The sequence below is a fragment of the Mesorhizobium sp. C120A genome (assembly GCF_030323105.1).
In the GTDB taxonomy this organism is placed as follows: domain Bacteria; phylum Pseudomonadota; class Alphaproteobacteria; order Rhizobiales; family Rhizobiaceae; genus Mesorhizobium.
In genome coordinates, this window is sequence record NZ_CP100476.1 from 543,171 (window position 1) to 557,871 (window position 14,701).

Consider the following 14,701-nt stretch of genomic DNA (forward strand, 5'->3'; position numbering starts at 1 on the left):
GCGATGGTGCTGGCGGCGGGTCTTGGCAAGCGCATGCAGCCGATCACCGACACCATGCCGAAGCCGCTGGTGCGGATCGCCGGCAGGACCTTGCTCGACTGGGGGCTGGACAGTCTCGAAGCGGCCGGCGTCGAGAAAGCCATCGTCAACGTGCACTATCTGCCGGACCAGATCGTCGCCCATATAGCCCACAGGCGGGCGCCAAAGATCGTCATTTCCGACGAGCGCGACGCACTGCTGAATTCGGCGGGTGGCATCGTCAAGGCATTGCCGCTGCTGGGCAGCGACCCCTTCTACATCATCAACGCCGATACGTTCTGGATCGACAGCGGGCAGCCCAGCCTCGAGCGCCTTGCCCTTGCATGGGACGGCGCGAAAATGGATATTCTGCTGATGCTTACCGATCTCGACTCGGCCACCGGACACGGTGTCGGCACGGATTTCCTGATGGCGCCGGATGGCGGCCTGCGGCGCTCGAAAGGCGATCCGGCCGGGTTGATCTATGCCGGAGCGGCAATCGTCAATCCCGCCATCTTCAGGGATGCGCCGGCCGGGGCGCATTCGCTCAACATCTATTTCGACAAGGCAATCGCCTCTGGCCGTCTGTTCGGCATGCAGATGCGCGGAAGCTGGATCACCGTCGGCACTCCCGACGCCATTCCGCAGGCGGAAGCGGCGGTCGCCGACGCTCTCGCGAAGGTGGTATGAGCGGCGCGCGCCGCGTTCTTTCGATCCCGCCCGGAGCGCCATTCCTGCCGACTCTGGCCGAGGCCTTGCTGGCCGGACGGCTGGTGCCCGGCTTCCGGTTCGACGGCGATCCGCTGGCGCTGGCTGATGTCACCATCTATGTGCCGACACGGCGCGCGGCCCGTGCGCTGCGCGGCGCTTTTGTCGACGCGCTTTCGGGACCGGGAGGGAGCCGCCGTTCGGCGATCCTGCCGGTCATCCGCCCGCTCGGAGAGTTCGACGAGGACGAAGCCGCCTTCGACGCCGGCACGCCGACCGAGCTTGAAATGGCGCCGCCGATCGCAGCCATCGAACGCCTGCTGCTGCTGGCGCCGCTGGTGCGGGCCTGGAAGCGCACCTTGCCGGCGCATGTCCTTGATATGTTCAACGAAGAGATTGTCGTGCCGGCCTCCGCCGCCGATGCGATCTGGCTAGCGCGTGACCTCGCCCGGCTGATGGACGAGATCGAAACCGAAGGCACGGACTGGAGCAGGCTTGCCGATCTGGTCACCGGCAATCTTGCCGGATGGTGGCTTGTGACGCTCGATTTCCTCCGTATCGTCACCGAGGCCTGGCCGAAATTGCTGGAGGAGCGCGACCGCTCCAACCCGGCCGCGCACCGCAATGCGCTGATCCGGCGCGAGGCGAAGCGGCTGGAACGCAACCCGCCCAAAGGCCCGGTGATCGCCGCCGGCTCGACGGGCTCTATTCCGGCCACGGCTGAACTGCTTGCCACGGTCGCCAGCCTGCCTAACGGCGCCGTGGTGCTGCCCGGGCTCGATGGGATGCTGGACGAACCGTCTTTTGCCGCGATTGCGGCGCCCGGTGCGCGGCCGGCACTGCTCGGCCACCCGCAATACGGCATGGCCAAGCTGATCGGCAAGGTTGGCGTGCTGCGTGGCGATGTCGAGGAAGTGGTCGCCGCCGAGCCCGCACTGGTGCTCCGCGCGGCCCTTGTCGGCGAGGCGCTGCGTCCGGCCGAGACCACGGAACTATGGGCCGAGACCCGCATACGCTTCAACGCCCTGGATATCGCCGAGGCCTTCGCCGATGTGACGCTGGTCGAAGCCGCCAACGAACGCGACGAGGCGGCGGCGATCGCCATCGCGCTGAAAACCGCCGTGGAACAGCCGGGGCACAGGGCAGCGCTCGTTACCGGCGACCGCGGGCTGGCGCGGCGCGTCTCGGCCGAGCTGTTGCGCTTCGGTGTGATCGCTGACGATTCCGGCGGCACGCCGCTCGCCAACACGCCTGCAGCCAGCCTGCTGCGGCTCACACTTCAAGCGGTATTCCGGCCCGGCGATCCCGTCGGCCTTTTGTCGCTGCTCAAGCATCCGCTGCTCGGGCTCGGACTTGAGCGCACCGGCGTGCGCCATGCCGCCGAGCTCATCGAACTCGTGGCGCTGCGCGGCGGCACCGGACGCCCCGACATCGCCGCCTTGCCAGCACTGTTCGAGGAGCGTCTCGCCGGGCTGAGCGGGGACAAGCGCCAGCCCTTCTGGTTTTCGCGCCTGAGCGTGCGCGGCATCGACGATGCCCGCGATATGATGAGCCGGCTTGTGGCGGCGCTGGCGCCGCTGACTGCCTTTCGCGGTGAAGAGAATGCCGATCTCGTCGCGTTGACCAGAGCGAGCGTCGCCGCGCTGGAAAATCTCGGCCGCACGGCGGAGGGCAGCCTGGCTGAATTTTATGCCGGCGACGCCGGCGAGAAACTCGCCGAGCTGCTGCGCGGTGTGGTCGCCGCGTCTGCATCGTTCGACTTCCCGGCCGACGAATGGCCTGATGTGATGGACGCGCTGGTAGCACCGGAAACGGTCAAGCCGGGGCAAGGCACAGACCGCAACATCGCGATATGGGGCGCGCTGGAGGCACGGCTGCAGAGCGTCGACACGCTTGTCATTGGCGGGCTGAACGAAGGCGTGTGGCCACGCAAGCCGGAAAGCGATCGCTTCATGTCGCGGTTGATGAAGACCGGCATCGATCTCGAGCCGCCGGAGCGGCGCATCGGCCTTGCCGCCCACGACTTCCAGATGGCGATGGGGGCGAAAAAGGTGGTGCTGACGCGCTCCGCCCGCGCCGGCGACGCACCGGCGGTGCCTTCGCGCTGGCTGCAGCGCATCCTCACCTTCATCGGCAAGGATCCTGCAGCCGCACTGCGCGGACGCGGCGACGAATTGCTTGCCTGGGCGCGCGCGCTCGATGCCGGCGAGCGGCAGCATTTCGCGCCGCGACCGCAGCCGAAACCGCCGCTGAGCATGCGGCCCACCCACTTCTCGGTGACCGAGATCGAGACGTTGCGACGCGACCCCTATGCGGTCTATGCAAGGCGTATTCTGAGCCTTCTGCCGCTCGAACCGGTGATCCGCGATCCCGGCGCGGCCGAGCGCGGCACGCTGTTTCATGACATCCTGCATCTGTTCTCGACAGAGGTTGCGGACCCGCGCGCGCCGGAAGCCCTGGAGCGCCTTATCGCCGCCGGCCGGACCTGCTTTGCCGAGATCGCCCTGCCCGCCGATGTCGAGGCTGTGTGGTGGCCGCGCTTCGAAAAGCTCGCCGCCAACATCATCGAATGGGAGCGCGGCCGCGCTCCCGCCGTCGCCCGGCGGCATGCCGAGGAGCGCGCCGAAAAGACCGCTGTCGGCCGCACCGGCGTGACGCTGTCCGGCTATGCCGACCGCGTCGACCTTTTGGCCGGTGGCATGGCCGACATTCTCGACTACAAGACCGGCTCGTCCCCGTCCAAGGCGCAGGCCCACACGCTGCTGGCGCCACAGCTGGCGCTCGAAGGGGCGCTGCTCCGGCGCGGCGCCTTCAAGGGGCTTGGCGCGCGCGAGCCCTCCCAGCTCGCATTCGTGCGGCTGAAGCCGAATGGCGAAGTGTTCGAGGAATCCATCCTCGACTACAACCGCCAGCCTCGGACCGCCGAAGACCTCGCCGAGGAGGCTTGGGCGCGGTTGGAAAAGCTGCTGGTCCACTATGCCGATCCGACGACCGGCTATCTGTCGCGGGCGCTGCCTTTTCGCGAGGGCGAGAGCGATGGCGATTACGACCATCTGGCGCGCGTGCTCGAATGGTCGGCCGGTGGCGACAGCGATGACGAGGCGGGGGAGGCATGAAAAAAGCCTATCCCATCCCCAGCGAAACCGCCGCCAGCCAGGCGCGCGCCTCCGACCCGAAGAACTCGGCCTGGGTGTCCGCCAATGCCGGCTCGGGCAAGACGCATGTGCTGGCCCAGCGCGTCATCCGGCTGCTGCTCAACGGCACCGATCCGTCGAAGATCCTGTGCCTGACCTATACGCGGGCGGCCGCCGCCAACATGTCGAACCGCGTGTTCTCGACCCTCTCGGAATGGACGGCGCTCGGCGATGCCGAGCTTGCCACAAAGATTGAGGCGGTGGACGGCCGCCGACCCGACCGCGACACGATGCGGCGGGCGCGCCGGCTGTTTGCCGAAGCGCTGGAAACGCCGGGCGGGCTGAAGATCCAGACCATCCACGCCTTCTGCGAATCGGTGCTGCACCAGTTTCCGCTGGAGGCCAACATCCCGGCGCATTTCGAAATGCTCGATCCGCAGATGGAGGCCTCGCTGTTTGCTGGCGCCCGCCGCGACATGATTTCGGGCACGTCAGCCGGAGACGCCGGACTGGCCGAGGCCTTTGCCACCGTGCTGGAGCGCGGCGGAGAACACGGGCTCGATGCGCTGCTCGCCGAAATCGTGCGCAAGCGCGACGGGCTGCGCGGCTTCATCGATGCGGTCCGGCGCGACGGCGCCGGCTTTCAGGCCCTGTTCGACGAATTCCATTTCCGCCCCGGGCAGAGCGCCGAAGACATAGCGGCATCGGTGTGGCCGCTGCCTGGTTTCCCGCCGGATTTCTTTGCCGCGTTCGCCAGTGCCGCGGAAGCTGCCGACGCCCGCACCGTGCTCAACAATCTCTTGCCCTATGCCCGCTTGGCCTTTGCCGAGACGGACCCGATCCGCCGGCTGCAGATGCTCGGCAAAGCCTTCCTCAAGGCCGATGGCGACCCCTATGATCCGGCAAAGGCATTCAAGAAGGCGCTGCTCGACCGGCTGCCCGACCTTCCCGAGCGCTATCTGGCGGCCGTCAAGTCGATAACAGACGTCTCCGACCGGCTGGCGCTGTTCCGGATGCTGGAAGGCACGGTCGCGGCGTTGACCATAGCCGACTGGCTGATCGTGCGGTACGAGCGCCTGAAGCGCAGCCGCGGCTTTCTCGATTTCAACGACCTCATCACCCGCACCGTCAACCTTCTGGCGCGGCCCGATGCCGGCCCCTGGGTGCAGTACAAGCTCGACCAAGGCATCGACCACATCCTGCTCGACGAGGCGCAGGACACCAGCCCCGACCAATGGGAGGTGGTGAAGCGGCTGGCGGAGGAGTTCTTTGCCGGCCACGGCCAGCGCGGCACGGCCAATCGCACGGTGTTTGCCGTCGGCGACGAAAAGCAGTCGATCTATTCCTTCCAGGGTGCCGCACCGGATTCCTTTGCCGACAGCCGGCTCTTGTTTTCCGGACGCGTGAACGCAGCCAATGCTTCGTTTGCCGACCTGAAACTGACCTGGTCGTTCCGGTCGACCGACGACGTGCTTGCCGCCGTCGACCGCGTCTTTGCCGATCCGGGCGTGCGGCGCGGCATCAGCCACGACCCCGATCCGCTCGACCACAAGGCGATCCGCAACGACGCGCCTGGCTATGTCGAGGTCTGGCCGTCGCTCGGCGCTGACGCCGTCGAGGAGCCCGACGACTGGACGTTGCCGGTCAATCATGCCAGCGCGCCGGCTGTGCGGGTGGCCGAGCACGTGGCTGCGACCATCCAGACCTGGCTCAAGGACCGCGAGATCATCGAGGGCAAGGGACGCAGGCTGAGGGCCGGCGACATTCTTGTGCTGGTGCGCAAGCGCGACCGCTTCGTCCATGCGCTGTCGCGCGCGCTGAAGGACCGCGATATTCCCGTCGCCGGCGCCGACCGGCTGAGCCTGCCCGGCCACATCGCGGTCAAGGACCTGATCGCACTCGGCCATTTCCTCATCCAGCCGCAGGATGACCTGTCGCTCGCCGCCGTGCTGCGCAGCCCGGTTTTCGACGTGTCGGAGGAGACGCTTTTTACGCTTGGCGCCGGACGGCCAGCCGGAACATCGCTGATCGCCTCATTACGCCAGCATGCTGGCGACAATACCGCGCTGACCGATGTCGTTGCCCGGCTCGACGGCTGGGCCAACGAGGCGGCGTTCCGGCCGGTGTTCGAATTCTACGCCGGGGTGCTGGCGCGCGACGGCCTGCGCAAGAAGATGATCGCCCGGCTTGGACCGGAAGCCGGCGATATTCTCGACGAGTTCCTGAGTTTCTGTCTGGCCGAAGAACGCACCGGCTTGCCGGGGCTGGAGGCTTTCCTGGCGACGCTGGAAAACACCGGCCCGGAGATCAAGCGCGAGATGGACCAGACGCGCGACGAGGTCCGCGTCATGACCGTGCATGCCGCCAAGGGCCTGGAAGCGCCTGTTGTCTTCCTGGTCGATGGCGGTTCGGCGCCGTTCAGCGACCAGCATCTGCCGCGGCTCATGCCGTTCGACGCTTCGGGCCGCAATTTCGACGGCAAGGGCTATCTCTGGCGCTCGGCCGCCGATGTCGCCAACGGCTTCTCCAAGGCGGCCTCGGCCAGGGCGCGGGAGCTTGCCGACGACGAATACCGGCGGCTGCTCTATGTCGGCATGACGCGCGCCGAGGACCGGCTGATCGTCTGCGGCTATCACGGCAAGCGTCAGCCCAGCACCGGCACCTGGCATTCGATTGTCAGCCGTGCGCTGCTTGCCGCGCCGGAAAGCACGGAGCGCCGCCACCCCGCCAGCAGCGAGCCGGTGCACCGTTTCGTCATGACCAAGCTTCCGCCGGTGGCGCAAGCGGCAGCCGACGAGTCGCGGCTGCCGCAACAGGTGCCGCCGCTGCCGGTGGGCTTGTTCCGGCCCTTGCCGCCTTATGAGGAGCTGCCGCGCCCGCTGTCGCCTTCCGGCGCGTCGGCGCTGATCGACGAGGCCAAGGAAGCTGTTGTCGATACCCGCTCGCCGGTGCTGGACAGCGAGGCGGAGCCGGGCTTTGCGGTGATGCGCGGGCTGGCGCTGCACAAGCTGCTGCAGATGCTGCCCGGTTTTGCCGAAGACGAACGGCAAGGCGCGGCGGCGCAGTATCTCATTCGAGCCGGCGCCGACTGGCCGGAGGCCGAGCGCAACAAGGCGCTGGCTTCGGTGATGGCGATCCTCAGAGATTCGCGTTTTGCCGGGCTGTTTTCGCCGTCGTCCCGCGCCGAAGTTGCTGTGATGGGCAGCCTTGAGGTCAAGGGCAGGCTGCGCTCGATCTCCGGCAAGATCGACCGGCTGGCGGTGACGCCCGGGCGCGTATCGATCGTCGACTACAAGACCAACCGGCCGGCGCCCGCAGGCCTGGCCCAGGTGCCGCCGGCCTATATCCTGCAGCTGGCGCTCTACCGCGCGCTGCTCCAGCCGCTTTACCCCGGCCGCGCGGTGACGGCAGCACTGCTGTTCACCGAGGCACCGAGGCTTATCGAACTGCCGGTGCAAGCGATGGATGACGCCCTTGCCCGACTCACGGGAGCGTGACACAAGTTCTGCTTGAAGAAGGGCTGCTCAACCACCACATTTGGTGCGAGATAAATTTCGAAAGGATTTCGCATGGCCACCGTCAAGGTCGACAAGAGCAATTTCCAGGCCGATGTGCTCAACGCCTCGCAGCCCGTCGTCGTGGATTTCTGGGCCGAATGGTGCGGCCCCTGCAAGATGATCGGTCCGTCGCTGGAAGAGATCGCCAACGAACTCGGCGACAAGATCAAGATCGCCAAGCTGAACATCGACGAGAACCCCGAGCTTGCCGCCCAGTTCGGCGTGCGCTCGATCCCGACGCTGATGATCTTCAAGGGCGGCGAAGTCGCCGACATGAAGGTCGGCGCCGCGCCGAAGACCGCGCTGTCGCACTGGATCAATGGCAGCCTCGCCTGATCTGGCTTTGTTTTGATGCATGTCGTCCTCCCAAAACCGGGACCACTTTTGGGCGACCTGCATTAGTTCCCGAGATCGAAGCCCGGCCCTCGCGCCGGGCTTTTTCTTTGGCGTCATCGCCCGGCCGCCTCTGGCCCTCGCATCGGCGCACTCCATGTCATCTGCTTGAGGCAGGACAGGGAGAAACAGAATGACCGGATCCGCCAAGGCCACCGTCTTCATCGACAATGAGCGCGTCATCGTCACCGAATACCGCTTCCAGCCCGGCGACAACACCGGCTGGCACCGGCATGGCCATGACTACGTCGTGGTGCCGCTGATGGACGGCAAGGTGAAGCTGGTGACCAAGGACGGCGAGAGTTTTGCTGAAATGAAGAAGGGCGCGCCCTACTTCCGCAAGGAAGGCGTCGAGCACGACGTCATCAGCGCCAATGACGGCGAATACGCCTTCATCGAGATCGAGCTGAAATAGGCCTCAGACTGGTGCCGCGGCCGCCGATGTCTATTTAGTTTGAGCCACGGTTTTTTTGGCCTGCCTAGGCTTGCCGGGCTTCCGTCCGGTCGCGGGCTTCAGGACCTGCCCATATCCCTCTATAGCGCCCGTATACACACGATAGAGAAACGTCTCTCGGCTTACGAAATACGCGACACTGGGCTGGCCGGATGCATCATTGGGGCGCGTCGGTCTGTGGGCCACTCGAACAATTGGGTGCGGTGGCTCGATGGCTCCCGGTAACATCACATGATCGCCGACCCGCGGAGCATATTCAAATATCAGCTCCTCCGGCGGGTCGTTGTCGACGGTAACAAGACACTTCACAACCATTCGAGCTTGCCTCCATGCTTCGCCAAGCATATCGGGGCTTCTGCCCGAGGGGCAACCGCCCGATAGATTCCCCGGGCCAAAATACTACCAGTCGGCGATGCGATCCCCGCCGGTGAATTGCGCGCTTTTTGCGGTGTATTCGAACAGCTCGATCTTCACGCCGTTGGGGTCGCGGATCCAGGCCTGAAACGTGTCGTCGCAGGCATGCTTCTTGGCGGTGACGTCGATGCCCTTCGATTTGATATGGGCGATCGCCGCGTCGAGATCTTCGACTTCCAGGCAGAAATGGTTAATCTGGTTCTGCTCGCTGTATGCAGTGCCGTCCTTCTGGAACACCTCGACATGGCTGCGGCCGCCGCAATTGAGGTAGAAGCCGAAGACCTTGTCGTCGCGCAGGAAATTGAACTGCGTGTCGAGGCCAAGCACGTCGCGGTAGAAGCTTCGCGTCGCTTCGAGGTCGTGCGCAAAGATGCAGACATGGGCGAGCTGCTTGACCTTGATCATGTTCGGCTCCTCGCAGTGAATAGCTTCAGGTCGGCGGCGTGCCGTTCTCGGCCAGCACCGCGCCGGCAAGATACAAGGAACCGCCGATCAGGATGCGCGGCGCCGGCCCATCCCAGGTGTCGCGCAACAGCATCAGCGCGCTGGCGACGGAACTAACCGGTTCAGCGGTGAGGCCGGCTTCGGTCGCCCGCACCGCCAGCTCGTCATTCGGCACGCCGGCATCGCTCCTGCTCACCGGCACGGTGTAGACATGCCGTGCCAGGCCCTTGAAGGCGTGGAAGTAGCCGCTCTGGTCCTTGGTGTTGATCATGCCGGAGATCAGAAACAGCGGCCGCGGGTTCTTTTCCTCCTGCTCGGCCAGCGCCTCGGCAATGACCATGCCGGCGCCCGGATTGTGGCCGCCGTCGAGCCAGATGTCGGCGCCCTTGGGCGCCAGCTCCATCAGCCGGCCCTGTACCAGTTTCTGCATGCGGCCCGGCCATGCGACGCTCGCCATCGCCTTCTCAGTGGCGCGATGACTGATTTCGAAACCGGCGGCCTTGACGGCGGCAATCGCTGCCGCCGCATTGGCGAACTGGTGGCGCCCGGGCAGGCGCGGTGGCGGCAGGTCCATCAGCCCGTCCTCATCCTGATAGACCATGCGGCCGTTTTCCTCGAAGGCGAGAAAATCCTGGCCGTAGACGAAGGTCGGGCAATCCAGCCGCTCGGCGGTTTCGATCAGCACTTGCAGCGCCGTCTCGCTCTCCTGCGCGCCGATGACCACCGGGCAGCCGCGCTTCATGATGCCGGCCTTTTCGGCGGCGATCAGTTCGACCCGGTCGCCGAGATAGGCTTCGTGATCCATCGACACCGGCATGATCACCGACACCGCCGGCCGGGCAACGACATTGGTGGCGTCGAAGCGGCCGCCAAGGCCGACCTCGATGATGGCGGCGGCAGCCGGATGTTCGGAAAACAGGATGAAGGTGACGGCGGTTAGGATTTCGAAGACGGTGATCTTCTGGCCTTGATTGGCCCGGGCGACGCGGGCGATGGCCTCGGCGAAGGTCTCGTCGTCGACCAGCCGGCCGCCGCCCTCGGCCGCCAGTCGGTAGCGCTCGGCCCAGTTCACCAGATGCGGCGAAGTGTGGACATGGACAAGGTGGCCGCCGGCTTCCAGCAGCGCGCGCGAAAAGGCCGCGCACGAGCCCTTACCGTTGGTGCCGGCGATATGGATGACCGGCGGCAGCCGCTCCTGCGGATTGCCGAGGCGTTCGAGCAGCCTTGTGATGCGGTCGAGCGAAAGGTCGAAGCCTTTCGGATGCAGCGCCATCAGGGCTTCGATTTCACGATCTGCGGCAAGCGTTGTCATGAGCGAACCCTACGCATGCGCGCAGGTGCACGCAATCGCAGTTTGCGGCCAGAAATGTCGCGTCAGGCCTGCGGGCGGGCTTCCGTCGGGATGACCGACGGCGGCAGGATTTCCGGCTCCAGCGGCTTTTGCTCCTGCGGCAGTTTGAGCAGGATTTTCAACAGCCGTGAAATCGTCTCGCGCAGTTCCAGCCGCGACACCACCATATCGACCATGCCGTGCTCCATCAGATATTCGGAGCGCTGGAAACCGTCCGGCAGTTTCTCCCGGATAGTCTGCTCGATGACGCGCGGGCCGGCGAAGCCGATCAGCGCGCCGGGCTCGGCGATATGCACGTCGCCCAGCATGGCGTAGGAGGCGGTGACGCCGCCGGTGGTCGGGTTGGTCAAGACGACGATGTATGGGAGGCCGGCTTCCTTCAGCCGATCGACGCCGATCGTGGTGCGCGGCAACTGCATCAGCGACAAGATGCCTTCCTGCATACGCGCGCCACCGGAGGCGGCAAACAGGATCAGCGGCCGCTTGCGCTGCAAGGCGACCTCGAAACCGTGCACAATGGCGTCACCCGCGGCCATGCCGAGCGAGCCGCCCATGAAGGCGAAATCCTGCACCGTCACTACAACCGGCAGGCCCTCGACCGTGCCCAGCGCATTGATGATGGCGTCTTCCAGGCCGGTCTTGGCCTTGGCGTCCTTCAGCCGGTCCGTGTAGCGCTTCTCGTCGCGGAACTTGAGCGGGTCCTGCATGACCTTGGGGTTCTCAAGCTGCTCGTATTTGCCGTCGTCGAGGAAGAATTTCAGCCGTTCCTTGGCCGAAATCTTCATGTGATGGCCCGATGACGGGATGACGAACTGGTTGGATTCCAGGTCCTTGTGAAACACCATCTCGCCGGTCTCGGGATCCTTGATCCAGAGATTCTCGGGCATGTCGGTGCGCCGGCCGAGCATCGAATTGATCCTCGGGCGAACGTAATTGGTGATCCAGTTCATCGCTTCGGCTCCTGTCCTGACGAAGAGTTGGTTCGTGCATGTCGCCCAAAAGTGGGAACCGGTTTTGGGATAACGACTTGCACAAGGCCTAAGTAGGGAAACTATTCGGCAGCAGCAAGGCGGGCCGAACGCACGCCCTGAGACAGTCCGCTGACCAGGGTGGCGACGGCCTCGGCCGGGTCGGCGGTCTTCTCGCCCTTCGGTCCCAACACATTGGCGACCGCGTTGACGATCGCGGTGCCGACGACGACGCCATCGGCATTGGCGCCGATAATGCGCGCCTGCTCGGCGGTCTTGACGCCGAAGCCGACGCAGACCGGCAGATTGGTGTGGCCCTTGATGCGCTTGACCGCGGCGGCAACCTTGCCGGTGTCGGCCAAAGCCGAGCCGGTGATGCCGGTCATCGACACGTAATAGACGAAGCCCGACGTATTCTGCAGCACCTTGGGCAGGCGCTTGTCGTCGGTGGTCGGCGTCGCCAGGCGGATGAAGTTGATGCCGGCCTTCAGCGCCGGAATGCAGAGTTCTTCGTCCATCTCCGGTGGCAGGTCGACGACGATCAGCCCGTCAATGCCGCTGGCGATGGCGTCCTTGAGGAAGCGATCGACACCGTAGATGTAGATCGGGTTGTAGTAGCCCATCAGCACGATCGGCGTTTCATTGTCGGTGGCGCGGAAATCAGCCGCCGTCTTCAGCGTCTTGACCAGGGTCTGGCCACCTTTCAGCGCCCGCAGGCCAGCGGCCTGGATCGCCGGTCCATCGGCCATCGGATCGGAAAACGGCATGCCCATTTCAATGATGTCGGCGCCGGCCTTGGGCAGCGCCTTCATGATCGACAAAGCGGTGTCATAGTCGGGGTCGCCGCTCATGAAATAGGTGACGAGCGCCGGGCGGCCCTCGGCTTTCAGTTTTGCCATGCGGCGGTCGATGCGGGTCACCATGATCAGATCTCCATGCCCAGCATCGAGGCCACTGTGTGCACATCCTTGTCGCCGCGTCCCGACAGGTTGACGATGACGATCTGGTCCTTGTCCATATCAGGCACGATCTTCACCGCATGCGCGATGGCGTGGGCGGATTCCAGCGCCGGGATGATGCCTTCGACGCGCGTCGTCAGCTTGAAGGCTTCCAGCGCCTCGTCGTCGAGGATCGGCACATATTCGACGCGGCCGGAATCGCGCAGCCAGGAATGTTCGGGGCCGACGCCGGGATAGTCGAGGCCGGCTGAGATCGAATGGCCGTCGAGGATCTGGCCGTCGGCGTTCTGCAAGAGATAGGTGCGGTTGCCGTGCAGCACGCCGGGCGCGCCGGCATTCATCGAGGCGCAATGCTCGATGCCGTCAAGGCCGCGGCCGCCGGCTTCGATGCCGATGATGCGGACTTCTTTGTCATCCAGGAACGGATGGAACAGGCCGATGGCGTTCGAGCCGCCGCCGACAGCCGCGATGATGGTGTCGGGTAGCCGGCCTTCCTGTTCGAGGATCTGGGCGCGCGCCTCGATGCCGATCACCGACTGGAAGTCGCGCACCAGCTCCGGATAGGGATGCGGGCCGGCGGCAGTGCCGATCAGGTAATAAGTGTCCTCGACATTGGTGACCCAGTCGCGCAACGCTTCGTTCATGGCGTCCTTCAGCGTGCCGTGACCGGCGGTCACCGGCCGCACTTCGGCGCCGAGCAGCTTCATGCGGAAGACGTTGGGGCTTTGGCGGGCGACATCGGTGGCGCCCATATAAACGACGCAGGGAAAGCCGAAGCGCGCCGCGACCGTGGCCGCGGCAACGCCGTGCTGACCAGCGCCCGTCTCGGCGATGATGCGCTTCTTGCCCATGCGCTTGGCCAGCAGGATCTGGCCGAGGCAGTTGTTGATCTTGTGCGAACCGGTGTGGTTCAAATCCTCGCGCTTGAAGTAGACTTTGGCGCCGCCCCCGAGGCCCTTCGCCGAGGAAACCTCACGAAGGTGTTTTGTGAGCCCTTCGGCGAAATACAGCTTTGATGGCCGACCGGCATAATGGGTCGACAGGTCGGTCAGTTCGGCCTTGAAGTCCGGATCGTTCTTGACCTCGTTCCAGTGCCGCTCCAGGTCGAGGATCAGCGGCATCAGCGTCTCGGCCACGAAGCGGCCCCCGAAGATGCCGAACATGCCCTGTTCGTCGGGTCCCGTGCGGAAGGAATTGGGTGTCGCCGGCTTGTTCATCGCCGATCTCCTGGTCTTGGTTCTGAGCATGTCTTATCGGAAAACCGGTTCCCACTTCTCCGGAACATGCTCGGGTTCGAAAGAAGTGCCTCAGGCAGCGCGGTCGTCGCGCGCGGCCCTGACGGCCCGGAAGAACTGCTCGATCAGCGCCGGATCCTTGACGCCCGGGCCGCTTTCCACCCCCGACGAAATGTCTATCGCGGGCGGATTGGCTGATATCAGGGCGTCGCCGATATTGGCGGCGTTGAGCCCACCGGAAAGCATGTAATCGAGCCCGGCGTCAAGGCCGGCCAGGATGCGCCAGTCAAAGGCGACGCCATTGCCGCCCGGAAGTTGCGAGCCCTTTGGTGGCTTGGCATCGAACATGAAGCGATCGGCAACGCCGATGAACGGCTTTAGCCGCTCGAGATCGGCTACCTCACTGACGGAGAACACCTTCATGACAGGCAGGCCGTAGCGAGCTTTCACCTCGGCCACCCGCTCGGGCGTCTCCGTGCCGTGCAACTGCAGCATGTCGGGGCGCATTTTGGCGACGATCTCATCCAGGAACGCGTCATCGGCATCGACCGTCACGGCGACCGCCCTGGCCTTGCCGATTGCCGCCTCGCGCAGGCGGCCGGCTGCCGCAGGCTCGACATAGCGCGGGCTTTTAGCAAAGAAGATGAAGCCGACATGGCTGGCGCCGCCGGCCAGGGCCGCGGCCATTGCCTCATCGGTCTTCAATCCACAGATCTTGATATCGAGCGCCATGGCGCGGGGCTTGGCACGAAACCGGCCAAGAGTCGAGAAAAAGCATGCTGTTTGCCGGCAACGCCAAAGGCGCTACCTATTGATGGGAGAAGCAAGGCGGAGCAGACGAATGGCCGACCAGAGCATAGCCGAACTCAGGCAGAAGATTGCGCAAGCCCGCGACGTCATCGCCCATCTGATGCAAAAGGCCGCCTTCGACGGGGCAGAAGCGCACCGGGTCCTGGATTATTTCGGCAGCGATGCGTTCGAGCAGAATTTCCTGCCATGGCCGCGCCATGGCGACGAAGGGCTGCGGCCTGAAGAGCTTAATGCGGCCAATGATGATTGAGCGCGG

Annotated in this window: 12 protein-coding genes; 6 read left to right on the plus strand and 6 right to left on the minus strand. The window is 65.1% G+C overall.

The window, feature by feature from the left end; all coding sequences use genetic code 11:
- Positions 1–3: 3 nt before the first annotated feature.
- From NL532_RS02600 to NL532_RS02620, 5 genes are all read left to right on the plus strand, one after another.
- Complete coding sequence (locus tag NL532_RS02600) at positions 4–708, plus strand: nucleotidyltransferase family protein (protein WP_031195822.1); 705 nt, start codon at positions 4–6, stop codon at positions 706–708.
- Complete coding sequence (addB, locus tag NL532_RS02605) at positions 705–3,842, plus strand: double-strand break repair protein AddB (RefSeq protein WP_023828825.1); 3,138 nt, start codon at positions 705–707, stop codon at positions 3,840–3,842. Before NL532_RS02600 ends, addB begins: the two co-directional genes overlap by 4 nt.
- A complete protein-coding gene (gene addA, locus NL532_RS02610) occupies positions 3,839–7,357 on the plus strand; it encodes a double-strand break repair helicase AddA (protein ID WP_023828826.1) in 3,519 nt (1,172 codons plus the stop codon). The genes addB and addA overlap by 4 nt, the downstream gene beginning before the upstream one ends.
- Before the next feature lie 72 nt (positions 7,358–7,429).
- On the plus strand, positions 7,430–7,753 hold the full coding sequence (gene trxA / locus NL532_RS02615) for a thioredoxin (protein WP_023672297.1): 324 nt from the start codon (positions 7,430–7,432) through the stop codon (positions 7,751–7,753).
- 190 nt (positions 7,754–7,943) lie between these two features.
- On the plus strand, positions 7,944–8,225 hold the full coding sequence (locus NL532_RS02620) for a cupin domain-containing protein (protein WP_023681396.1): 282 nt from the start codon (positions 7,944–7,946) through the stop codon (positions 8,223–8,225).
- Positions 8,226–8,663: 438 nt separating this feature from the next.
- Here NL532_RS02620 and NL532_RS02625 read toward each other — a convergent pair whose 3' ends face one another.
- The 6 genes from NL532_RS02625 to NL532_RS02650 form a co-directional block, all read right to left on the minus strand.
- Positions 8,664–9,083, minus strand: a complete 420-nt coding sequence (locus tag NL532_RS02625; RefSeq protein ID WP_023681395.1) for a VOC family protein — start codon at positions 9,081–9,083, stop codon at positions 8,664–8,666.
- Positions 9,084–9,108: 25 nt separating this feature from the next.
- A complete protein-coding gene (locus NL532_RS02630; protein WP_023696004.1) occupies positions 9,109–10,434 on the minus strand; it encodes a bifunctional folylpolyglutamate synthase/dihydrofolate synthase in 1,326 nt (441 codons plus the stop codon).
- Positions 10,435–10,496: 62 nt separating this feature from the next.
- Complete coding sequence (accD, locus tag NL532_RS02635; RefSeq protein WP_023687437.1) at positions 10,497–11,423, minus strand: acetyl-CoA carboxylase, carboxyltransferase subunit beta; 927 nt, start codon at positions 11,421–11,423, stop codon at positions 10,497–10,499.
- Between the two features lie 101 nt (positions 11,424–11,524).
- Positions 11,525–12,364 (minus strand): tryptophan synthase subunit alpha, encoded by an 840-nt coding sequence (trpA, locus tag NL532_RS02640; RefSeq protein ID WP_023693067.1) that lies wholly within the window; start codon positions 12,362–12,364, stop codon positions 11,525–11,527.
- A 2-nt stretch (positions 12,365–12,366) separates the two neighbouring features.
- Positions 12,367–13,617: a tryptophan synthase subunit beta gene (gene trpB, locus NL532_RS02645; RefSeq protein ID WP_023681393.1), complete on the minus strand. Its 1,251-nt coding sequence runs from the start codon at positions 13,615–13,617 to the stop codon at positions 12,367–12,369.
- A 90-nt stretch (positions 13,618–13,707) separates the two neighbouring features.
- A complete protein-coding gene (locus tag NL532_RS02650; RefSeq protein WP_023681392.1) occupies positions 13,708–14,367 on the minus strand; it encodes a phosphoribosylanthranilate isomerase in 660 nt (219 codons plus the stop codon).
- 109 nt (positions 14,368–14,476) lie between these two features.
- Between NL532_RS02650 and NL532_RS02655 the strand changes: the two genes are divergently transcribed.
- Positions 14,477–14,695 (plus strand): hypothetical protein, encoded by a 219-nt coding sequence (locus tag NL532_RS02655; protein ID WP_023672288.1) that lies wholly within the window; start codon positions 14,477–14,479, stop codon positions 14,693–14,695.
- Positions 14,696–14,701: the final 6 nt, after the last annotated feature.

Excerpts from the sequence above, each read along its gene's own strand:
- NL532_RS02600 (WP_031195822.1), top strand. The coding sequence starts at position 4 with ATGGTGCTGGCGGCGGGTCTTGGCAAGCGCATGCAGCCGATCACCGAC.
- addB (WP_023828825.1), top strand. The coding sequence starts at position 705 with ATGAGCGGCGCGCGCCGCGTTCTTTCGATCCCGCCCGGAGCGCCATTC.
- addA (WP_023828826.1), top strand. The coding sequence starts at position 3,839 with ATGAAAAAAGCCTATCCCATCCCCAGCGAAACCGCCGCCAGCCAGGCG.
- trxA (WP_023672297.1), top strand. The coding sequence starts at position 7,430 with ATGGCCACCGTCAAGGTCGACAAGAGCAATTTCCAGGCCGATGTGCTC.
- NL532_RS02620 (WP_023681396.1), top strand. The coding sequence starts at position 7,944 with ATGACCGGATCCGCCAAGGCCACCGTCTTCATCGACAATGAGCGCGTC.
- NL532_RS02625 (WP_023681395.1), bottom strand. The coding sequence starts at position 9,083 with ATGATCAAGGTCAAGCAGCTCGCCCATGTCTGCATCTTTGCGCACGAC.
- NL532_RS02630 (WP_023696004.1), bottom strand. The coding sequence starts at position 10,434 with ATGACAACGCTTGCCGCAGATCGTGAAATCGAAGCCCTGATGGCGCTG.
- accD (WP_023687437.1), bottom strand. The coding sequence starts at position 11,423 with ATGAACTGGATCACCAATTACGTTCGCCCGAGGATCAATTCGATGCTC.
- trpA (WP_023693067.1), bottom strand. The coding sequence starts at position 12,364 with ATGGTGACCCGCATCGACCGCCGCATGGCAAAACTGAAAGCCGAGGGC.
- trpB (WP_023681393.1), bottom strand. The coding sequence starts at position 13,617 with ATGAACAAGCCGGCGACACCCAATTCCTTCCGCACGGGACCCGACGAA.
- NL532_RS02650 (WP_023681392.1), bottom strand. The coding sequence starts at position 14,367 with ATGGCGCTCGATATCAAGATCTGTGGATTGAAGACCGATGAGGCAATG.
- NL532_RS02655 (WP_023672288.1), top strand. The coding sequence starts at position 14,477 with ATGGCCGACCAGAGCATAGCCGAACTCAGGCAGAAGATTGCGCAAGCC.